Consider the following 22227-nt stretch of genomic DNA (forward strand, 5'->3'; position numbering starts at 1 on the left):
CATGATTGATATTATTATCATTTTACTGCTTGTTATGGGATTTTTCCTTGGCTTACGCAGAGGGTTTATTCTGCAGCTTGTAAAGTTAACAAGCTTTATTATCGCATACCTTGTTGCATACTGGTACTGTAAAGATTTAGCGCCAGCACTTGCGAAATTTATTCCGTATCCATTTGATAAAAATGTATCTGTTCCAGAATGGATTGATGCAAATAATATTGAAACTGTATTTTACCAAGCGATTGCGTTTATCGTATTATTTATTATTACAAAAATCGCACTTTCATTGCTCGGTAATTTGTTAAATATGTTTGCAGAAATACCGGTTTTAAAGCAAGTAAATGCGTTTGCGGGGGCGATCCTCGGATTTTTAGAAGTATACATTATTTTGTTTGTATTAATTATCGTTGGAAATATTCTTCCGATTGAACAAGTACAAACACCATTACAAAAATCATCAATTAGCAACATAATTGTAGACGATACACCGATTCTTTCTGAAAAGGTGAAGGAGCTATGGCAGACAGGTAGCAAAGTATAACTTCTCTTTTTTCGGAAAGGGAAGTTTTTTTCTATGAAAGAAAGGCGGGGCAATGATGAAAGTAAATAAAAAACAAGTTATCAAATTACTAGAAACAATTGGTCTTTTTATGGAATTGAAGGGTGCGAATCCATTTAAAATATCTGCATTTCGTAAAGCAGCAGCAGCGTTAGAAAGTGATGATCGTAGTCTTTCTGAAATTGAAGATTTTACAAAGATTCCAGGCATCGGAAAAGGAACGGCAGCAGTTATTCAAGAATATATAGAATCGGGAACATCTGAAGTATTACAAGAGCTTGAAACAGAAGTACCGAGTAGTTTATTACCGCTATTAAAACTACCAGGCCTTGGTGGTAAAAAGGTAGCAAAGTTATATAAAGAACTTGGTGTTGTTGATATGGAATCGCTAAAAGCTGTTTGTGAGGAAAATAAAGTACAGGCTTTAGCAGGTTTCGGTAAGAAGACAGAGGAGAAAATATTAGAAGCAATCGATCAAGTAGGGTCTCGTCCAGAGCGTTTACCAATCGCGATGGTATTGCCTATTGCCGGGGAAATAGAGGAGAAATTGTCGAATATTGCTGAAGTAATTCGTTTCTCTCGCGCTGGTAGCTTGCGCCGAGTTCGTGAGACAGTGAAGGATTTAGACTTCATTATTGCAACGACAGAGCCAGCAGCGGTACGTGAGCATTTATTACAGTTCGATAATATGATTGAAGTAATCGCGAGCGGTGATACGAAAGTTTCTGTTCGTCTTCAATATGAATATGATATTTCAATTGATTTCCGCTTAGTAAAACCAGAAGAGTTTATTACAACTCTTCACCATTTCACAGGATCAAAAGACCATAACGTAAAAATGCGTCAAATCGCAAAAGATAAAGGCGAGAAAATTAGTGAGTACGGTGTAGAGAACTTGGAAACAGGTGAAGTGAAGACATTTGCAACAGAAGAGGAGTTCTTTGCTCATTTCGGTCTTCCATTTATCCCGCCAGAAGTGCGTGAAGATGGAAAGGAAATTGAATTAATTAAAGAGTATCCAAACTTAATTCAGTTCTCTGATATACAAGGTGATTTACATATGCATACAACATGGAGTGACGGTGCCTTTTCCATTGAAGAAATGGTACAAGCATGTCGTGCTCGTGGGTATAAGTTTATGGCGATTACGGACCATTCACAATACTTAAAAGTAGCGAACGGTTTAACGAAAGAGCGTCTTCGTGAACAAGCAAAAGAAATTGAACGTATGAATGAGAAGTACCCAGACATTACAATTTTACGCGGAATTGAAATGGACATTTTACCGGATGCCTCGCTTGATTTTGATGACGAAGTATTGGCAGAACTAGATTATGTCATTGGAGCGATTCACTCTAGCTTCTCACAAGACCGTGAAACGATTATGAAACGTCTTCGCGCTGCGCTAGAGAATAAACATGTCACAATGATTGCCCATCCGACAGGACGTCTTCTTGGACGCCGTGAGGGCTATGATGTAGATACAGATTTATTAATTGAGCTCGCAAAAGAAACAAATACAGTTTTAGAATTAAATGCGAATCCGAACCGTCTAGATTTAAGCGCGAAATTATTAAAACAAGCACAAGATGCCGGTGTAAAAGTAGCGATTAATACGGATGCTCATACGCTTGAAATGTTAGAAGATATGGAAACAGGTGTAGCGGCAGCACGTAAAGGTTGGATTCAAAAAGATAACGTGATTAACACATGGGATATTGAACGTTTATTAGACTATATTAAACGTAATAAGTAACACAAGGGGGACCTGCAACATGTTAGAAAGAACGTTGCGTGTATTAGAATACAATAAAGTAAAAGAACAATTACTTGAACATACAGCCTCTTCACTTGGTCGTGATAAAGTGAAGCATTTAGTGCCGAGCACTGATTTTGAAGAAATTGTAGAGATGCAAGATACAACGGATGAAGCAGCGAAAGTCATTCGTTTAAAAGGTAGTGCACCATTAGGTGGTATTACGGATATTCGCTCAAATGTGAAGCGTGCAAAGATCGGAAGTATGTTAAGCCCAAATGAGCTACTGGATATTGCGAATACGATGTACGGTAGTCGTAATATGAAACGTTTCATTGAAGATATGGTTGATAATGGTGTCGAGCTTCCAATTTTAGAAACTCATGTCGCTCAAATTGTATCTTTATATGACTTAGAAAAGAAAATTACAAATTGTATCGGTGATGGCGGTGAAGTAGTCGATAGCGCAAGTGATAAACTGCGTGGTATTCGTACTCAAATTCGTACTGCGGAAAGCCGTATTCGTGAAAAGTTAGAAAACATGACGCGTTCTTCAAACGCGCAAAAGATGCTGTCTGACTCGATTGTAACGATTCGTAACGAACGCTACGTAATCCCGGTAAAACAAGAATACCGCGGTGTATATGGCGGTATTGTTCACGATCAATCGGCTTCTGGACAAACGTTATTTATTGAACCACAAGTCATTGTCGAATTAAATAACGCGCTTCAAGAAGCACGTGTGAAAGAAAAACAAGAAATTGAACGCATCTTATTGATGTTAACAGAAGAAGTGGCAGTAGAAGCCGATATCGTTTTATCAAACGTAGAAGTAGTTGCAAATCTTGATTTCATCTTTGCGAAAGCTTTTTATGCGAAACGAATTAAAGCAACGAAACCAATCGTAAATAACGAGCGCTATATGGATTTAAGACAAGCACGTCATCCGCTTATTGATCCAGAAATTATTGTGCCAAATAACATTATGTTAGGTAAAGATTTCACGACAATTGTTATTACAGGACCGAATACAGGTGGTAAAACAGTTACGCTGAAAACAGTTGGTATTTGTGTATTAATGGCGCAATCCGGTCTTCACATTCCAGTAATGGATGAGTCAGAGATTTGTGTATTCAAAAATATCTTTGCTGATATCGGTGATGAGCAATCGATTGAACAAAGTTTAAGTACGTTCTCCTCACATATGGTGAACATTGTTGATATTTTAGAAAAAGCTGATTTTGAAAGCTTAGTTTTATTCGATGAATTAGGTGCTGGAACAGACCCGCAAGAAGGGGCTGCACTTGCAATTTCAATTTTAGATGAAGTATGTAATCGTGGTGCTCGCGTTGTTGCAACGACGCATTATCCAGAATTAAAAGCATACGGATATAACCGTGAGCAAGTTATTAATGCGAGCGTTGAGTTCGACGTGAACACATTAAGTCCAACGTATAAATTATTAATCGGCGTACCAGGGCGCAGTAACGCCTTTGAAATTTCGAAGCGTCTTGGATTATCTGATCGCGTGATTGATCAAGCACGTAACCATATTAGTACAGATACAAATAAAATTGAAAATATGATTGCGAAGTTAGAAGAAAGTCAAAAGAACGCAGAGCGTGACTGGAACGAAGCAGAAGCACTTCGCAAGCAATCTGAAAAACTTCATCGTGAATTACAACGTCAAATTGTTGAATTTAACGAAGATCGCGATGAACGATTACTAAAAGTGCAAAAAGAAGGCGAAGAAAAGGTCGAAGCTGCGAAGAAAGAAGCAGAAGGTATTATTCAAGAACTTCGTCAATTGCGTAAAGCACAGCTTGCAAACGTGAAAGATCACGAACTTATTGAAGCGAAGAGCCGTCTAGAAGGCGCAGCACCAGAGCTCGTGAAGAAACAAAAAGTAAACGTGAAAAACACTGCGCCGAAACAACAATTACGCGCAGGTGATGAAGTAAAAGTATTAACGTTCGGTCAAAAAGGTCAATTACTTGAAAAAGTAAGCGATACAGAGTGGAGCGTACAAATCGGTATTCTGAAGATGAAAGTGAAAGAATCCAATATGGAATACATTAATACACCGAAGCAAACTGAGAAAAAAGCAGTCGCAAGTGTGAAGGGGAGAGATTATCACGTTTCATTAGAACTTGACCTTCGTGGTGAACGATTTGAAAATGCAATGGTGCGCGTTGAGAAATATTTAGACGATGCACAGCTTGCAAGCTATCCTCGCGTATCAATTATTCACGGTAAAGGAACAGGAGCGCTTCGCCAAGGTGTACAAGATTACTTGAAGAAGCACCGCGGTGTGAAAACATTCCGTTACGGTGACATGGGCGAGGGAGGCCTAGGTGTAACAGTTGTCGAATTAAAATAGAAAACAACGAAACAAAGGGGAAACCATTATATGTTTATGGACAAACTTGCAAAAGTATTGTTAGCTTGTTGTGGAATATTTTTGGTGATTGGGGTTATTTATTTAGTTGTTTTTGCGAAGTAAACGAGCGTCAATCGTGGCAGAATGATATTGCCATAGATTGACGCTTTTAATCTATATGAAAAGGAATAAGAGATGAAAATCAACCAATACATAAGCGAAGCAAAATCCTGCTCCAGACGTGAAACAGACCGCCTTATTAAAGCTGGACGCGTGGCTATTAACGGCGAAATATGTACGCACGGTGCACTCGTGAGCAATGGTGATGTTGTAACGATTGATGGACAGATTATTGCAAAAGAAGAGAGAGAAAAGGTGTATATCGCCTTTCATAAACCAGTCGGAATTACTTGTACAGCAGCCGAGCATATTGAAGATAACATTATTGAGTATATTAATTATCCAGAGCGTATCTTTCCTGTTGGACGATTAGATAAAGCGTCGGAAGGACTTATTTTATTAACGAATGATGGCGGGATTGCGAATCAAATTTTACACGGTGATCATGAGCACGAGAAAGAATATGTTGTCACAGTTGATAAGCCATTTACAGATTGGTTTATTAATGAGATGTCCAGCGGCGTAAAGATTAAAGATGGAATGACGAAGCCATGTAAAGTGACGAGAATTGATCAATCTACATTTCGCATCGTTTTAACGCAAGGAATGAACAGACAAATTCGTAGAATGAGCCGTGCTTTCGGGTTTACTGTAACAAAGTTAAAGCGAGTTCGTATTATGAATATAGAGCTAAATGGACTGGAATCTGGAAAGTGGCGGGATATTACAGCGGAAGAATTGGAAATATTAATAGGACAGTTATAGGGAGGAAATATTTTCTCCCTATATTTTTTTGTCAGAAAAAATAAAACTATTGATTTTTTAAAAAATAGCCCATATAATAAAAAACAACAAGTTTCGACAAGATATTTTATAAAAGTAATGATGAGGACATGAGTTGTTTTTGACGATTCTCAGAGAGGGAAGCCTAGGCTGTGAGCTTCCTAATACGGAAAGACAAACTTACCACCTCTAAACTTCAAGAGTGAACTGCATGATGCATTGTAATTCTTGGCGGATAAAACCGTTATCAATTTACACGAGCTATAAAATGAGCTTATTTTGTTATAAATTCATTTTATTAGAATAAGGGTGGAACCACGATTTCAACACTCGTCCCTTTGTTAGGGACGGGTGTTTTTTGCGTTCTTTTACGGGGAAGTATGCTTGAAAGAGGATATGTGACGGATTTTAATTCTGAATATTTTGTTAATATAAAAATATGTAGGAGGTTAGTAGAAATGAAATCATCTTTAAAGTTTTCTGAGATGTTTGCAATAAGTTTAATGTTATTTGCACTATTTTTCGGTGCAGGTAATATGATTTTCCCGCCGGCTTTAGGACAAGGTGCTGGAACAGATGTATGGATCGCGTTGTTTGGTTTTATCGTAACAGGCGTTGGATTACCTTTATTAGGAGTTATCGTTATAGCCTTAAAGGGAGATATTAACGAGCTAGCGGGACGTGTGCATCCTATATTCGCACTAGTTTTTATCACTGCAATTTATTTATGTTTAGGCGTATTCGTAAGTGTTCCACGTACAGGAACTGTTGCTTATGAAATGAGTGTTGCACCATTTTTACCAAGTGAGATAGCTAGTCAATCGTATCCACTTGTTATCTTTACATTCATTTTCTTTGCTGTAACTTTCTATTTAGCTTTAAACCCATCGAAATTAGTGGGCCGCATCGGTAAAGTGTTAACTCCAATTTTGTTAGCTGTTATTGCAATTATTGTAGTGAAAGCACTTATTACACCAATCGGAGAATTTGGTGCACCGACAGAAGTATATAGTGCTCCTCTTTTTAAAGGTTTTATTGACGGATATTTAACTTTAGATGGACTTGCAGCACTTGTTTTCGGAAATGTTGTTATTAATGCTTTAAAAGCAAAGGGTGTTACAAATAAAAATAGCATTGCGAAAGTAACAATCTTTGCAGGGTTTATTGCGGCACTCGGTTTATTACTTGTGTATTTAGCGCTTGCTTACCTTGGAGCTTCTAGTGTATCTCTTGGAATGGGAGCAAACGGAGGAATTATTTTAACAAATGTTGTGAATCATTTATTTGGAAGTTACGGAACTTTATTACTAGGTATCGCAATTACAGCAGCATGTTTAACAACTTCTGTAGGCATTGTTGCCGCTTGTGGAGAATATTTTTCTTCCTTATTACCGAAGCTTTCATATCAAAAAGTTGTTTTCATTTTCTGTGTATTAGCATTTATGGTAGCGAATCTTGGATTAACTCAGTTAAATGCATTAGCATTACCAATTTTAATCGCAATTTATCCAATTGGAATCGTTCTTATCGTATTATCACTCGTTGAAAACTACGTTCGTCTTCCATTAGCGATGTACGTGGGTGGTATTGTAGGAGCATTTGCAATAAGTTTCTTTGATGGATTACACAATGCGAATCTTCAAATTGCAGCATTAGCACCTATTTTAGATAAGATCCCATTATATAGTGTAGGGATTGGGTGGTTAGTTCCAGGTATGATCGGTATAGGATTTGGTTATATAATTTCTAAGTTTCAAAAGCATGAAATTGCTGTAGAAAAATAGAGAAAAGAGGCTTCCTATGAAAGGAAGCCTTTTTTTTTTGTAGAAAAAGCTGCATATAGGGAAATTTAGATATTAAAAATTTTATACGTAATATAGTTGACAAAAAAATTATGAGTAGGCTAAGATTGACTTAGTTGTGGAAATATTGGAAGGGAAGTGAGGGGAAGGAGAGACGGACTTGTCTGTGACTATATTATTTTGCTAGAAGAGGTGATAAATAGTAGGATAGAGGAAGTTTTATTTTTTTGAACCCCATTGAGAATGATAATCAATATATTTAAAATGTACTTTGATTCAATAAATACTTCTTTGTATAAGGAGTTATGAGGATAGATTATTTTTTTGGACTATAGTGAGAATGATAATCACTAAATCTCAAGTTACATATTGTTATTCGTCATGAAATAGAGATTAAATGATTATTTTTTTTCTTATATATTGAGAATAATTATCATTTTCAAAAATATAAAATAAAAGGGAAATAAGGAGGTAGTAAGGGAAATGAGAAAGTTTTCTGTATTACCCGCTTTTATTATGACATTTGTATGTATGCTAGCTTTTCTTGTAGTGCCATTCGGACAAGCTTCAGCAAAATTAGCTGACGGTACTTACGATATTAACTATGTGATACAAAAAGCGGAAAACAATTCAGCTTCAATGGCCAATGATTATTTTGAAAAGCCAGCAAAATTAGTAGTAAAAAACGGTGAGATGAGAGTACAAATTCCGATGAATCATAGTGCTTGGATTACAGAATTTAAAGCACCAGAGAACGGGAATTTTGTTGATGCAAAAGTTGTTAGTAAAGATGAATCGGCGGATAAAAGAACAGTAGAGTTTAAAGTGGACGATTTATCTAAGCCAGCAGCTGCAAAAATTCATGTTGTTGTACCAAATGTAAATTATGATCATAATTACACAATTCGCTTTGCGTTTGATGCAAACGTAAAAGCGGTAGGTGGAGAAAATACAGCAACTACTGTAACAAAGAATAATGATCAAACAAAAACAGATACAAAAGTAAAAGAAGAAGTGAAGAAAGAAGAGAGTAAAGAGGCAAACAAAGGAAAGAATGAGAGTGGTAAAACTGAAAAAACAGATAATCCAAAAACTGGTGATGAAGCACGCATCGGATTATTTGCAGCGTTACTCCTTATTTCGGGTGTTTTCTTAATTCGTAAAGTACGTCAAAACTAAATAAAGGAGCGGTATTCCATTGAATAGATATCTTAAAATTGTTGTTGCGATGTTTTTCATGATATTTACATTCGTATCAACATTACAACCTCTTGCAGTTCAAGCAGCTACTAAACTAGCCGATGGTGAATATACAATTGGTTTCCAAGTGATTAAAGACACGTCAGATGAAATATCTAAAATGAATGACTATGTTATAAGTCCAGCTACTTTAAAAGTAAAAGATGGTAAACAAAAAGTTTCTTTCACTTTAAAGAACAGTGAATGGATTACGAAGTTTACAACAGAAAAAAATGGTCAGTTTGTTGATGTGAATGTGATTGATGAGAATAAAGAGAAGAATACTAGAGTAGTAGAATTCGATGTAGCAGATGTATCAAACCTTTTAAATGGAAAAGTAAAAGTAGATATCGATGCGATGAATTATCATCATATTTTTGATGTTCGCATTAAATTTGATGTAAGTAGTATTACACCAGTTCATGTAGAAAAGCCAAATGAAAAAGAGGATCCAGCGAATAAGCCAGATCCAAATGAAAAACCGGATCCAAGTCAGAAGCCCGACCAAAAGCCTGACTCAGATCAACAACCAAATTCTAACACAATTAAAGATGGAGAGTACAGCATTCCATTTAAAGTATTAAAAGATAAGACAGATGAAGAATCTAGAATGAATACTTACATGGTAAATCCAGGAGTATTAAAAGTAGAAAACGGTAAGAAAAAGGCGGTTGTAACGTTAACAGATAACGCATCAATTAAAAATTTCCAAACGGAAAAAGATGGTTCATTTGTTGATGCAAAAGTAGTAAGTGAAGATAAAGAGAAAAATACAAGAGTAGTAGAATTCGAAGTAGACAATTTATCTAAAAAGTTAAATGCAAAAATATTTATCGAAGTGGCATCAAAAAATTATAAACAAACGCATGAGTTACAACTTCAATTTAATCAAGAAAAACTTGAGCCAATCAAGAATGAAGAAAAGCAACCAGACGGTGATAAAAAGCCAGAGGTAGAAACAATTAAAGATGGAGAGTACAGTATTCCATTTAAAGTGTTGAAAGATAAGACAAATGAAGAATCTAGAATGAAAGATAGTGTGGTAAGTCCAGCGGTATTAAAAGTAGAAAATGGTAAGAAAAAAGCACTTGTAACATTAAAAGATATCTCATCAATTAAAAATTTCCAAACAGAAAAAAACGGTGCATTTGTTGATGCAAAAGTAGTGAGTGAAGATGCAGAAAAAAATACAAGAATTGTAGAATTCGAAGTAGATGATTTATCTAAAAAAATAAATACAAAAGTATTTATTGAAGTGGCATCAAGAAATTATAAACAAACGCATGAGTTACAACTTCAATTTGATCAAGAAAAACTTGAGCCAATTAAAAATGAAGAAAAGCAACCAGACGGCGATAAGAAACCAGAAGTAGAGAAGCCGAATGTTGAAACAATTAAAGACGGCGAATACAGTATCAATTTCAAGGCTTTAAAAGATCAAACCGATGAACTTTCAATGATGAACACATATACGAAAAGTCCAGGTGTGTTAAAAGTACAAAATGGTAAGAAGTATGTGTCATTTACGTTAACGAATAGTGCTTGGATTACAAAGTTTGAATTCGAGAAAAATGGTTCGTTTATTGATGCAAGTGTATTAAGTGAAGATAAGAAAGCTGATACACGCGTAGTGGAAGTGGAAGTTGGAGATTTATCAAAAAAATTAAATGCAAAAGTGAAAGTAGATATCGATTCAATGAACTACCATCATTTCTACGATATTCAATTTGCATTTGATAAAGATAGCATTCAGCCAGTAGACAACGAAGGTGGAAACAATAACGAAGGCGGAAGCGAAAACCAAGGCGGAAACAACAACGAAGGCGGAAGTGAAAACCAAGGCGGAAACAACAACGAAGGTGGAAACAACAACCAGGGCGGAAACAACAACGAAGGTGGAAACAACAACCAGGGCGATAACACAACCATTGATCCAAAAGCTCTTAAAGATGGTGAATATAGTATTGGTTTTAAAGTTTTAAAAGATAAAACCGATGAAATTTCAATCATGAACACATATACAAAGAATCCAGGTGTATTAAAAGTAAAAGATGGTAAGAAGTATGTATCGTTTACATTAACGAATAGTGCGTGGATTACGAAGTTTGAGTATGAAAAAAATGGTTCTTTCGTTGACGCGAAAGCGTTAAGCGAAAACAAAGAGAAAAACACAAAGGTAGTAGAACTAGAAGTAGATGATTTATCAAAAAAATTAAATGCAAAAGTAAAAGTAGATATTGATGCGATGAATTACCACCATTTCTACGATGTTCAATTTGTATTTGATCAAAATAGTATCAAAGTTTTAGGTAACCAAGGCGGAAACAATAACGAAGGTGAAAATGACAACCGAGGCGGAAACAATAACCAAGGTGGAAATGACAACCAGGGCGGAAACAATAACCAAGGTGGCAACGACAACCAAGGTGGAAACAATAACCAAGGCGGAGATAATAAGCCGAAAGTAATCGTTGATCCGAAAAATTTAGTAGATGGTCAATACGATATTCCATTTAAAGTGTTAAAAGACAAAACAAATGAACTTTCAAAGATGCATGACTATACTGTACATCCAGCAAAATTAATCGTTAAAGATGGTAAAAAGTACATTGAGATGACGCTGAAAAATAGTGCGTGGATTACGAAATTCCAAACAGAAAACAATGGTCTATTTGCTGATGCGAAAATAGTGAGCGAAGATAAAAATGCAAATACGAGAGTAGTACAATTTGAAGTAAGTGATTTATTTGCAAAATTAAATGCAAAAGTAAAAGTAGATATTAACGAAATGAACTACCATCATTTCTACGATGTACAAATCCAATTTGATACAAATAATATTGGTGCGCTAGGAACGATTAAAGAGGATCCAAAAAAAGATCCAAAGAATGATCCGAAAAATCCAGTAACTACACCGAAAGTAGATAATGTAAAAACAGTAGGAACTCCTGATTTTAACCGAAATGCAGATGGTAAAAAGAAAAACGAAGCTATAAATAATGATGCGAAAAAAGAGAAAAACTCAAAAACTGCAGATACAGCACAGCTTGGTTTATACATGGTGCTACTGCTAGTTTCACTTGCTTTACTAGTTCGTAAATATAGAGCTGGTAGATTGTAATTTTTGGAGTCTTGATGCGTTTTCGGGCGCATCAAGACTTGTTTCATATTGTTTGGAAAGGAGTGGTGATTGAGAGTGAAGAAAATTGCAAGTGTACTAATGGCTATCATTTTATTAGTGAGTATAGCTGGGTGCTCGTCACCTAAAAAAGAAACAGCGAAGCAGGTAAAGAGTGAAGGTAAAGAGAGGATTGTTGCAACGACAGTCGCTGTTACTGAAATTATGGATGCGTTAGAAGTAGATTTAGTTGGTGTACCAACAAGTACGAAAGATTTACCAAAGAGATATAAAGGCTTACCGGAAGTTGGAAACCCAATGAGTCCAGATATGGAAAAAGCAAAATCATTAAAGCCATCAGAAGTGTTATCTGTGACAACACTTGAATATGAATTAAAGCCAGTTTTTGATGGTGTAGGTATGAAAGCAAACTTTTTAGATTTAACGAGTTTGAAAAATATGCAAAATTCAATTAGCGATTTAGGTAAGAAATATGGACGTGAGAAGCAAGCGGAAGCAGTTGTAACTAAGTTAGATAACAAGGTTGCAGAGATTCAAAAAGCAGTAAAGGGTAAGAAAGAACCGACAGTACTTATTTTATTAGGTGTACCGGGAAGTTACTTAGTAGCGACAGAACATTCCTATATTGGAGATTTAGTAAAACAACTAGGTGGTAAAAATATTGTACAAGGTGAACAAGTAGAGTATTTAGCCTCTAATACAGAGTATTTAAAGAAAGCTGATCCAGACATTATTTTAAGAGCGGCACATGGTATGCCTGATGAAGTCGTAAAAATGTTCGATAAAGAATTTAAAACAAATGACATTTGGAAACACTTCGCTGCAGTTAAAAATAACCGTGTTTACGATTTAGAAGAGCGTTTATTTGGAACGACAGGTAATTTAGCGGCTATTGAAGCATTAGATGAATTGAAAAAAATGATGTATCCGTGATGCATTTTTATATAAAGGAAGAGTGGAATGAATAAAAAAACTTGGAGTTTCTTCATTGTTACTGTATTGCTTATTGTTATGACATCATTGTCAGCAATGAAAGGAAGTTTAGAAATAGGGATTGTTGAGCTTGTGCAAGGAATATTTACAGGGGCCAATGAAGATGTTGAAGTAATTAAAGATTTACGTTTCCCGCGTATTATTATTGCGCTGTTCACTGGGGCGGCTCTTGCTGTTTCAGGTGTGCTTTTTCAAGCTGTTATGAAAAATCCACTTGCTGATGCTGGAGTGATTGGTATATCTTCAGGAGCAAGTTTTATGACACTTGTTATTATTACGTTATTTCCGCAATTCTTTTTCTGGACACCAGTATTCGCCTTTTTAGGTGGGGCGTTTGCATGTTATCTCGTTTATGCTTTTTCATGGAAGTCAGGGCTAAGTCCACTTCGCATTATTTTAGTTGGTATAGCTATTAATGCAATGTTCACTGGATTAAATGAATCGTTCATTACGATTTGCGGATATTTCATTAAGAGTATTAAGCAAACGACGACTTCCAACATAACGATGAAGACGTGGGGCGATGTAGAAATAATGGTTACGTATGGAACAATTGGTCTTGTTCTTGCACTGTTTGTAGGAGCTTGGTGTAACTTATTATCACTACAAGATAAGACTGCGAAAAACTTAGGTTTGCACGTGACGAGAGTTCGTCTTATTATTTCTGCCATTGCAGTACTTTTAGCGGCAGTATCAACAGCGATTGCAGGAGTCATTGCTTTCGTTGGATTACTTGTTCCGCACATTTCAAGACAACTAGTTGGTTCAGACCATAAAGTGTTGATTCCATTTTCTGCACTTGCAGGAGCGTTATTAATTTTGACGGCGGATACGATTGGAAGGTTAATTGTGCCACCTAATGAAATTCCAGCAGCAACAATTATGGCGGTCATTGGTGGGCCATTCTTAATATTCTTGCTTAGAAAGAGTGATAAAGTTCATGGAAATTAAAAATGTAACCTTTTCATACGATAATGTAACAAATCGTTTAAAGTCTGTTAGTAGTGAAATAGAAATTAGAAAAATTACAACAATCATTGGTCCAAATGGTTGCGGGAAATCAACATTACTTGGTGTTATGTCTAGAAATCATGCTCCTAATAGTGGAGAAGTAATACTTGATGGGAAAGCGATTAGTGAGTATAAACCGAAAGAGTTTGCTAGAAAGTTAGCTGTTGTCCATCAGCAAAATGAGGCACCAGCAGATATTACAGTGGAAAAACTAATAAGCTTTGGACGTATGCCATATAAAAATGTTTTTTCTTCGCAAACTGATGAAGATAGAGAAGCAATTGAGCGTGCATTAACATGTACGAATTTGCAAAGTAAACGTGAAAAGCCAATTCATGCTTTATCGGGCGGAGAGAGACAGCGAGTTTGGATTGCGATGACATTAGCTCAAAGTACACCAATGCTTTTCTTAGATGAACCGACAACATATTTAGATATTTATTATCAGCTAGAAATATTAGAGTTAGTGAAAGAGTTAAATGAAGTGTATGGATTAACGATTGTAATGGTACTACATGATATTAATCAAGCTATTCGTTACAGTGATCATATTATCGTGATGAAAGATGGGGAGATTGTTACGAAAGGCAATCCTAATGATGTAATAACAGAAGAAATGGTTAAAGCAATATATGGTGTAGATGTCGTTGTAAAACAAGATGAAGATACAGGGTTATACATGGTACCAATGGGAATTTAAAGGCTGAGCATAATCCGTTTTGAGGTGATAATTTGAATAGTAAGAAAGAACGGAAAAAGAATTCTTTTTTTCAACGAATACTTACAATTGTATTTTTAGGAATCTTTTTCTATTCAATGTATGAATTGGGTGGGATTTTCATGGATTATTATGAAAATCGTAAAGTAATGGCTGAAGCGCAACATATTTATAAGAGAAGTCCAATGGAAGAAAAATCAGAAGATGGGGAAGTACGTAAACAGTTTCAAGCTCTCCAAAAAATGAATCCAGAAATAGTTGGATGGATTACGATGGATGATACACAAATCAATTATCCAATCGTTCAAGCGAAGGATAATGATTACTATTTATTTCGTAATTACAAAGGCGAGGATATGAGAGCGGGAAGTATTTTTATGGATTATCGTAATGATGTGAAATCTCAAAACCGAAATACAATTTTATATGGTCATCGTATGAAGGACGGTTCTATGTTTGGAAGCTTAAAAAAGATGTTGGATGAAGATTTCTTCATGTCCCATCGTAAATTGTATTATGATACATTATTTGAAGGATACGACGTTGAAGTGTTTTCAGTATATACGACAACGACGGATTTTTATTACATTGAAACGGATTTTGAAAGCGATGCAGCGTATACAGCGTTCTTAAAGCAAATTCAAGATAAATCACTTTACAAAACGGATACGGAATTGACGGCTAACGATGAAATTATAACACTTTCGACATGTGACTATGCACTTGATCCAGAAGCAGGGAGATTAGTAGTGCATGCGAAACTAGTAAAAAGACAGTAAAGAAAAAAGTATAGAATATGAGGGGCGGTAACGCTTCTCATATTCTATACTTTAAAAAAGAAATATGTTTACTGTGCTGCAGCCATTGGCATACGTACAACTTCAACATTGTAGTAAGTGATTTTATTGTCAAGAATATAATCTGGCATCCCGCCTTGATGTGAGTGAGCAGCTTTAAATGCTGGGCTCTTCGTCCAACCGTGGAAATCTTCTTTTGCATTCCAGCGTGTGCTAATTGTTACTTCATCATAATCAACTGTATTTTGCGTTAGAAGAACTTCTAATCCTAAAAAGCCTGGCATCGTTTCGACTTGACCTACTTTATTAAAACGATCAATTAATTTATGTCCATTTCCCTTTGTAATTTTAGCTGTATTTGTAACAATAATCATGTTTTATTCCTCCTATAAGTGTAACCTTTATTTTCGAGAACTCATATACATTAAATGATAATGAAAATCATTATCAATGTCAATGGTAAATGTGAAATAAATAAGTATTTTTTCTATTATGTTAGACAGTAAGATTTCCATTTCAAAGTGTAGTAAATATGTGGGGTTAAGCGAGAGAATGAGTGAGTTGTACTAGCAAAGCAATAATATGGTATAGTGAAACGAGGCTGTTTTTCAGTCTCGTTTTTTACATGCTTCCTACAAATTAGAAAGCATTCAAATGGAAAGGAAGACATTACATGCGATCAGAAGTAACGATAAAAATAAAACCGAAATTTATAAAAGAAATTAAAAGTGGATATCCGCTTATTTTAAAAGATGCAATTCAAAACTTAAATGATGTCCGTGAAGAAGGGACAATTATTAAAGTAGTAGATGAGAAGAACCAATTCATCGGAAAAGGCTATTATGGAAAACAAAATAAAGGGTACGGCTGGATTTTAACGAGAAAAGAGAGTGAACAAATTAATCAATCTTTCTTTGAAAGTAAAATAAAATCTGCCTTACATAAACGAAAGCAATTTTACAAATCAAGTGATACGACAGCATTCCGTGTTGTGAACGGTGAAGGTGATGGGCTTGGGGGCTTAATCATCGATTATTATGACGGCTATTATGTAGTAAGTTGGTATAGTGAAGGGATTTATACTTTCAGAGATGAGATTATAGCAGCTCTTCAAAAAGTAGCAAACTTTAAAGGTATTTATGAGAAAAAGCGTTTTGATACGAAAGGGAAATACATTGAAGGTGATGATTTCGTAGCAGGAGAGCGCGGTGAATTCCCGCTTATTGTAAAAGAGAATGGTGTGAACTTTGCGGTTTATTTAAATGACGGAGCAATGGTTGGTGTATTTTTAGATCAACGAAACGTTCGAAAACAAATTCGTGATAAATATGCAAAGGGAAGAACCGTGTTAAATATGTTCTCTTATACAGGTGCTTTCTCTGTATTTGCGGCGCTTGGTGGAGCGAGCAAAACGACGAGTGTCGACCTTGCAAATCGTAGTTTAAGTAAAACGATTGAGCAGTTTAGTGTAAATGAAATTGATTATGAAGCACAAGATATTATTGTAGAAGATGTATTTCTATATTTCAAATATGCAGCTAAGAAAAAGATGAAATTTGATATGGTCGTACTAGACCCTCCAAGCTTTGCCCGCTCAAAAAAATATACATTTAGTGCAGCGAAAGATTATAAAAACTTATTAAAAGAAACAATTGCCATTACAGAAAATAACGGGATTATCGTTGCTTCTACAAATTGTAGTGCGTTCGATATGAAAAAGTTTAAAGGCTTTATCGATACAGCATTTAAAGAAATGAATGGCAAATATAAAATATTAGAAGAACATTCTTTACCAGAAGATTTTCGTACAATTGATCAATTTAAAGAAGGAGACTATTTAAAAGTAGTTTTCATTGAGAAAATTAAAGGTTAATAAACAAAAAGGAGCTCGAGTTTACTTGAGCTCCTTTTCTTATTGGACGATATTTTGTACTCTACCGACTTGCCCGTCTTGTAATCGCACTTTAATGCCATGCGGATGAGAAGGGGAGTTTGTCAAAATATCTTTTACAATTCCACGTGTTAGTTTGCCCGTTCGCTGATCTTGTTTTAATACAATATCAACTTCAAGACCTGGTGCGATATTAGAACGTTTTTGTCCGTTCATTTATACACCTGTACGTCTACGTTGGTTGTTTGTTTTCTTCGTTTGTTGGTTTTGTAATTTTTTCGTTTCTTGGCTTTGGTTTTTGGCATTTTGACCATTACCGTTACCTTGCTTTTTCTTTGCAAGTTGTTCACGCATTAAATCAGCTAAGCTTACTTTTTTGTTTTCTGACATGATAAGTCTCCTTTATATAAAGTTAATTATGAACTATCGTAGTAAATTTCATCATATCATTGTTACGGAAGGAAGGGAAGTTGGTTTGAAAATTCATATAATTCTTCACAGTGTTCATTCGTTACGATACAATTAAAATGTTAATGTTTGTAAAAAAGGGGATAGACATATGTCACATTATATTTTATTAGTTGAAGATGATATCTCAATTCAAGAGATGGTGGGAAAATATTTAATGAAAGAAGGCTTTCAAGTTACAATTGCGTCTGATGGAGAAGAAGGGGTGCAAGCCTTTTTTAAATCACCTTTTGATTTAGTTATCCTCGATATCATGATGCCGAAGTTAGATGGATTAGAGGTTGTACGTATTATTCGTGAGAAGAGTGCAGTTCCGGTTTTAATGATGTCAGCAAAAGATACAGATGTTGATAAAGCTGTTGGATTAGGACTTGGAGCAGATGATTACATCTGTAAGCCATTTTCGATGATTGAATTGGCTGCACGTGTAAAAGCAGGTATTCGAAGATCTACGAAATATTCAGCGACAGAAACAACCGAAAAAATGATTCGGATTGGTGATTTAACCATAGATTCAATCAACTTTACTGTGGAGAAAAATGGGAAGCCTCTCAAACTTACTTTAAAAGAATTTGAGATTTTAAAACTGTTCGTAAAGAATCAAAATCGTGTATTTACGAAAGCACAAATATATACGTTAGTTTGGAATGAAGAGTATTACGGTGATGATAATGTTATTAATGTTCATATGAGAAGATTGCGTGAGAAAATCGAAAATGATCCATCTAATCCAGAATATATTAAAACGTTATGGGGCATCGGCTATAAGCTGGAAGTGATGTAGTATGGTCAATTTGTTAATGGGCATTATTTTTATATTGATATGTATCATTTACATACAATATAAAATGAGAAAAACTAGTAGCAAAAATTTACGATACACATATGAAAAGTTGGAAAGTATTGTGAATGAAAAAACAGGTGAGAAGTTACTCGTTATGACGGATGATCAAGAATTACAAAAGTTATTAGTGGCAATCAATCATTTATTAGATGCAAAGCAGAAAACGAATGCAGATCACGCGAAAGTAGAAATTTCGATGAGAAAAATGCTTTCAAATATTTCACATGACTTAAAAACACCACTAACAGTTATTCTTGGATATACAGAAATGTTAAATAAGGATAAAACGATAAAAAAAGAAGAACAGCAAGTATTACTTGAAAAGGTGCATGTGAAAACATTAGAAGTCATGGAACTGATTCATAAGTTTTTTGATTTAGCAAAATTAGAATCAGGTGACAAAGCAATCGAGATAACAAAAGTCAATATGAATGAAGTTTGTCGTGAGAAAATTTTATCCTTTTATGATTTGGTGACAGCGAAAGGTTTTCAAGTTCATATTGATATACCGGAAAGAAATATATATGCACTTGGAAATGAAGAAGTATTAGGCAGGGTATTGAATAATTTAATATCAAATGCGATTACATATGGAGACGATGGAAAGATGCTCGGTATGACGTTAAGAGATGATGAAACGAGTGTGTATATAGACGTATGGGACACGGGAAAAGGAATTGATGAGACTCATATTGATAAAGTGTTTGAGCGTATGTACACACTTGAAGATTCCAGAAATAGATTGTACCAAGGTAGCGGTTTAGGGTTAACGATTACGAAAAGGCTTGTGGAGGCGATGGATGGAGAAATTCATCTTTCTAGTAAGCCGTATGAAAAAACGGCTTTTACAGTTGTATTAACAAAAATGCAGTTTTAGCTTGTAGAGCAGTAGATTCTACAAGCTTTTTTTCAGCGTAAGGAATTTGTAAGAAACGGGTAAGAAAAAAGAGATTTCCGTTGTCTATTATAGAAGTATAAAGTAGTGCGAAAGGAGAAAATGACATGACATATATATTAAAAACGAATCAGCTAACGAAAGTGTTTAAAGGGAAAGAAGTTATTTCTAGCGTTAACATGCATGTGAAAAAAGGAGAGATATACGGTTTCTTAGGACCGAATGGTGCAGGTAAAACAACGATTATGAAAATGATCACAAATTTAATAAAACCGACGAGTGGTGATATTGAAATTTTCGGTGAGAAGTTAACAGACACATCTTATGAAGTATTAAAAAGAATGGGGACAATTATTGAATATCCAGTTTTTTATGAGAAACTAACGGCGCAGGAAAACTTAGAATTACATTGTGAATATATGGGCTATTACGATAAGAACGCCATTGAGCATGCTTTAAATTTAGTAAAACTGCACGGTATAGATGAGAAAAAAGTAAAAGATTTTTCATTAGGGATGAAACAACGACTCGGTATTGCAAGGGCAATCATGACAAAACCAGAGCTACTTATTTTAGATGAACCGATTAACGGTTTAGATCCAATTGGTATTAAAGAATTGCGAGATTTATTTAAAATGCTCTGCAAAGAATATGGCATTACTTTATTAGTTTCTAGTCATATTTTAGGCGAGATGGAACAAATGGCAGATACAATTGGCGTTATTCAAAATGGGAAACTAATAAAAGAAGTTTCAATGAAGAGTATTAATGGAAAACAAACAGAGTACATTGAAATCACTGTTCCTGATGTGAAACGGGCGGCTTATGTTTTAGAAGATAAACTCGGTATAAAAAATTACAAAATAATGAGTGGAAACATGATTCGTGTGTATGATACGGCAGCGTCTCAGCAAGCTATTTCAAAAGCACTTATTATGAACGATGTAGAAATTGAAAGTATTAATAAGAAACATAGTTCCTTAGAGGAATATTTCTTAAATGTAATGGATGGAGAGGGCATTCATGCTTAATGGATTGTTAGTGAATCTAGTAAGCGGATTGATCGTAATGTTCATAAGTGGGATTTTATATTATAGAAAACCAGAGCGGAAATGGTTGTTAATTCTACTAGTGATAGGAATGTTAAGCTTCGTTACTGCTGGAATTAGAATGTTAGCAGAGTAGAGACAGTTATATAAAGAATGGAGGCGCGGTTTATATGTTTAAATTAATGAAGCTCGAATGGAAGAAACATCAACTATCTAGTTACTTTAAAGGGGTAGCGATTTGCATTATAGCCATTTTTGTTGCAGTAAACATTATGGGGTTGGGAGTGAAAAGTGAAGTAGACGCGGCGCTCACTGATTTCACAAAATATATGACCTTAGCAAACATCTTTATTAGGATGACATTTCTAATTTTTAGTTCGGTCATTTTATCACGGTTAGTAATTGATGAGTATAAGAACAAAACAATGCAACTATTGTTTATGTATCCATTGCAAAGAAAAATGTTAATGAGGGCGAAGTTAACAATTGTTTTTAGTTTTTGTTTTGTGAGCATGATTATTGCTACTTTCATTATTAGTTTGCTCATACTTTTTATGAATCCAATGATAGGAGTAATTGAAACGCCTGTTACGATGGGTGAAATAATAGCTACCGTTCCAGCTACTTTTATAAATGCATTTATGATATCTGGTATAAGTTTAATTCCTTTATTTTTTGGGATGAGAAAGAAATCGGCACCGACAACAATTACTTCTGCAGTAATAATCGGGATGATAATGAACAGTAACATTGGAAGCAATCAAGTAAGTTTTTATAGTTTTATAGCTATCCCAATTGTGCTCTGTTTATTAGGGATTTTTATTAGTTATCTTTCATATCGTAAAATCGACAAGGTCGATGTGGCGTAAAGTAAGTTTAAAACAACAACGAACTGGGGTATGAATGTTGAAAAAAATAATAGTAATTGCAATTTTATTTCTGACAATTGCTAGTGTAGTTTTTGGTTTTAAGACATTTCAGGGGAAAGATTTTAAGAAAGAAAAGTCTTTTGAGATAAATAATATAAAAGAAATCGAAGTGGATAATGAAAATTGGGATATTGAATTTAAAAGTACAGACGCTAATAAAATAGTAATTTCCGCTCAAGGTCAACAAGTGGATAAAATAGATTCTGTCAAAATAGAAAATAACGAAAATAAAATTATAGTTAAGCAAAAACAAAAGGCGACCAGATTTTTTAATGGTTTTACGTTTAGGAAGGGAAATATTATAACTATAGCTATTCCGAAGAAAGAAATAGATACAATTGTATTAAATAATAACTCGGGTGATGTGAAAATAAGCAATATAGTAGTAAAAAGTATCGTTACAAAAAGCAAGTCTGGAGATGAAATGATTGTAGGACTATCAGCAGAGAAAGGTGAATTCATATCGCAAAGTGGAGAGTTAGCTGTAAAAGATAGTTCAGTACAAGAGTTAAACATAAAGTCTACGGCTGGCGATAATTATATAACAAATGTAAACAACGTAAATATGAACATCACTTCAACATCCGGTGAAGTATTACTGAAAGATATAAAAGAAGGAAAATCATTATTTATAGAAACAAAATCAGGAGATATTGGCGTAAGGTATAAAGGTGTTCCGGATTCATTGAAACTTACAGCTAAAAGTAATTCGAATGACATACTGGTGAATGTAAACGGATTGAAGAAAGACAAGAATACTGAAAAGATAATAGAAGGAATCATTGGTGATGCAAAAAACGAAGTGAAGATTTTAAGTAAAACAGGAGCAATTTATATTGATTAAGTCTTAAACG

General features: G+C 34.9%; 21 protein-coding genes and 1 other annotated feature. Of the genes, 18 read left to right on the forward strand and 3 right to left on the reverse strand.

Going from position 1 to position 22227, the window contains the following annotated elements; translation table 11 throughout:
* The first annotated feature begins 1 nt into the window (after position 1).
* The 11 genes from BAQ48_RS06205 to srtB all read left to right on the forward strand — a co-directional run bounded on the left by BAQ48_RS06205 (position 2) and on the right by srtB (position 15279).
* The gene (locus BAQ48_RS06205; RefSeq protein WP_000565406.1) at positions 2 to 541 is read left to right on the forward strand and encodes a CvpA family protein; all 540 of its coding nucleotides are present in this window, start codon (positions 2 to 4) and stop codon (positions 539 to 541) included.
* A gap of 55 nt (positions 542 to 596) precedes the next feature.
* Positions 597 to 2315: a DNA polymerase/3'-5' exonuclease PolX gene (gene polX / locus BAQ48_RS06210; RefSeq protein WP_071710414.1), complete on the forward strand. Its 1719-nt coding sequence runs from the start codon at positions 597 to 599 to the stop codon at positions 2313 to 2315.
* A 19-nt stretch (positions 2316 to 2334) separates the two neighbouring features.
* The gene (locus BAQ48_RS06215; RefSeq protein ID WP_000893727.1) at positions 2335 to 4695 is read left to right on the forward strand and encodes an endonuclease MutS2; all 2361 of its coding nucleotides are present in this window, start codon (positions 2335 to 2337) and stop codon (positions 4693 to 4695) included.
* A 195-nt stretch (positions 4696 to 4890) separates the two neighbouring features.
* On the forward strand, positions 4891 to 5580 hold the full coding sequence (locus BAQ48_RS06220) for a 23S rRNA pseudouridine(2604) synthase RluF (protein ID WP_071710415.1): 690 nt from the start codon (positions 4891 to 4893) through the stop codon (positions 5578 to 5580).
* Positions 5581 to 5688: 108 nt separating this feature from the next.
* Positions 5689 to 5939 (forward strand) — a binding site (T-box leader).
* 117 nt (positions 5940 to 6056) lie between these two features.
* Complete coding sequence (brnQ6, locus tag BAQ48_RS06225) at positions 6057 to 7382, forward strand: branched-chain amino acid transport system II carrier protein BrnQ6 (protein WP_071710416.1); 1326 nt, start codon at positions 6057 to 6059, stop codon at positions 7380 to 7382.
* Between the two features lie 501 nt (positions 7383 to 7883).
* Positions 7884 to 8579 carry a heme uptake protein IsdC gene (isdC, locus tag BAQ48_RS06230; RefSeq protein ID WP_071710417.1) on the forward strand — a complete coding sequence of 232 codons (696 nt, stop codon included), beginning with the start codon at positions 7884 to 7886 and terminating at the stop codon, positions 8577 to 8579.
* 19 nt (positions 8580 to 8598) lie between these two features.
* Positions 8599 to 11760 carry an NEAT domain-containing protein gene (locus BAQ48_RS06235; protein WP_071710418.1) on the forward strand — a complete coding sequence of 1054 codons (3162 nt, stop codon included), beginning with the start codon at positions 8599 to 8601 and terminating at the stop codon, positions 11758 to 11760.
* Positions 11761 to 11829: 69 nt separating this feature from the next.
* Entirely contained in the window at positions 11830 to 12711 is an 882-nt protein-coding gene (gene isdE, locus BAQ48_RS06240) for a heme ABC transporter substrate-binding protein IsdE (RefSeq protein WP_071710419.1), read from the forward strand.
* 27 nt (positions 12712 to 12738) lie between these two features.
* Complete coding sequence (locus tag BAQ48_RS06245) at positions 12739 to 13722, forward strand: FecCD family ABC transporter permease (RefSeq protein WP_071710420.1); 984 nt, start codon at positions 12739 to 12741, stop codon at positions 13720 to 13722.
* Positions 13712 to 14482 (forward strand): ABC transporter ATP-binding protein, encoded by a 771-nt coding sequence (locus BAQ48_RS06250; RefSeq protein ID WP_071710421.1) that lies wholly within the window; start codon positions 13712 to 13714, stop codon positions 14480 to 14482. Before BAQ48_RS06245 ends, BAQ48_RS06250 begins: the two co-directional genes overlap by 11 nt.
* Positions 14483 to 14514: 32 nt before the next feature.
* Positions 14515 to 15279 (forward strand): class B sortase, encoded by a 765-nt coding sequence (gene srtB / locus BAQ48_RS06255; protein WP_071710422.1) that lies wholly within the window; start codon positions 14515 to 14517, stop codon positions 15277 to 15279.
* 68 nt (positions 15280 to 15347) lie between these two features.
* On the opposite strand, the gene isdG is transcribed toward srtB, so the two are convergent.
* The gene (isdG, locus tag BAQ48_RS06260; RefSeq protein ID WP_071710423.1) at positions 15348 to 15671 is read right to left on the reverse strand and encodes a heme oxygenase; all 324 of its coding nucleotides are present in this window, start codon (positions 15669 to 15671) and stop codon (positions 15348 to 15350) included.
* 299 nt (positions 15672 to 15970) lie between these two features.
* On the opposite strand from isdG, the gene BAQ48_RS06265 reads away from it, so the two are divergent.
* Positions 15971 to 17170, forward strand: coding sequence for a class I SAM-dependent rRNA methyltransferase (locus BAQ48_RS06265; protein ID WP_071710424.1), 1200 nt, complete (start codon positions 15971 to 15973; stop codon positions 17168 to 17170).
* Positions 17171 to 17209: 39 nt separating this feature from the next.
* Here BAQ48_RS06265 and BAQ48_RS06270 read toward each other — a convergent pair whose 3' ends face one another.
* Together BAQ48_RS06270 and BAQ48_RS27860 are read right to left on the reverse strand one after the other, a co-directional pair.
* Complete coding sequence (locus BAQ48_RS06270; RefSeq protein WP_001014310.1) at positions 17210 to 17404, reverse strand: YwbE family protein; 195 nt, start codon at positions 17402 to 17404, stop codon at positions 17210 to 17212.
* Entirely contained in the window at positions 17405 to 17578 is a 174-nt protein-coding gene (locus BAQ48_RS27860; RefSeq protein WP_001293578.1) for a hypothetical protein, read from the reverse strand.
* A gap of 169 nt (positions 17579 to 17747) precedes the next feature.
* Here BAQ48_RS27860 and BAQ48_RS06280 point away from each other — a divergent pair, with 169 nt between their 5' ends.
* The 6 genes from BAQ48_RS06280 (at position 17748) to BAQ48_RS06300 (ending at position 22217) form a co-directional block, all read left to right on the forward strand.
* Complete coding sequence (locus BAQ48_RS06280; protein WP_071710425.1) at positions 17748 to 18440, forward strand: response regulator transcription factor; 693 nt, start codon at positions 17748 to 17750, stop codon at positions 18438 to 18440.
* A gap of 1 nt (position 18441) precedes the next feature.
* Positions 18442 to 19377, forward strand: coding sequence for a HAMP domain-containing histidine kinase (locus BAQ48_RS06285; protein ID WP_071710426.1), 936 nt, complete (start codon positions 18442 to 18444; stop codon positions 19375 to 19377).
* A 125-nt stretch (positions 19378 to 19502) separates the two neighbouring features.
* Positions 19503 to 20426 (forward strand): ABC transporter ATP-binding protein, encoded by a 924-nt coding sequence (locus BAQ48_RS06290; protein WP_071710427.1) that lies wholly within the window; start codon positions 19503 to 19505, stop codon positions 20424 to 20426.
* The gene (locus tag BAQ48_RS27865; RefSeq protein WP_165613783.1) at positions 20419 to 20580 is read left to right on the forward strand and encodes a hypothetical protein; all 162 of its coding nucleotides are present in this window, start codon (positions 20419 to 20421) and stop codon (positions 20578 to 20580) included. Before BAQ48_RS06290 ends, BAQ48_RS27865 begins: the two co-directional genes overlap by 8 nt.
* A 34-nt stretch (positions 20581 to 20614) precedes the next feature.
* Positions 20615 to 21313 carry an ABC transporter permease gene (locus tag BAQ48_RS06295; RefSeq protein WP_071710428.1) on the forward strand — a complete coding sequence of 233 codons (699 nt, stop codon included), beginning with the start codon at positions 20615 to 20617 and terminating at the stop codon, positions 21311 to 21313.
* Between the two features lie 34 nt (positions 21314 to 21347).
* Positions 21348 to 22217, forward strand: a complete 870-nt coding sequence (locus BAQ48_RS06300; RefSeq protein WP_165613784.1) for a DUF4097 family beta strand repeat-containing protein — start codon at positions 21348 to 21350, stop codon at positions 22215 to 22217.
* Positions 22218 to 22227: the final 10 nt, after the last annotated feature.

Source organism: Bacillus luti (assembly GCF_001884105.1).
GTDB classification, from domain to species: domain Bacteria; phylum Bacillota; class Bacilli; order Bacillales; family Bacillaceae_G; genus Bacillus_A; species Bacillus_A luti.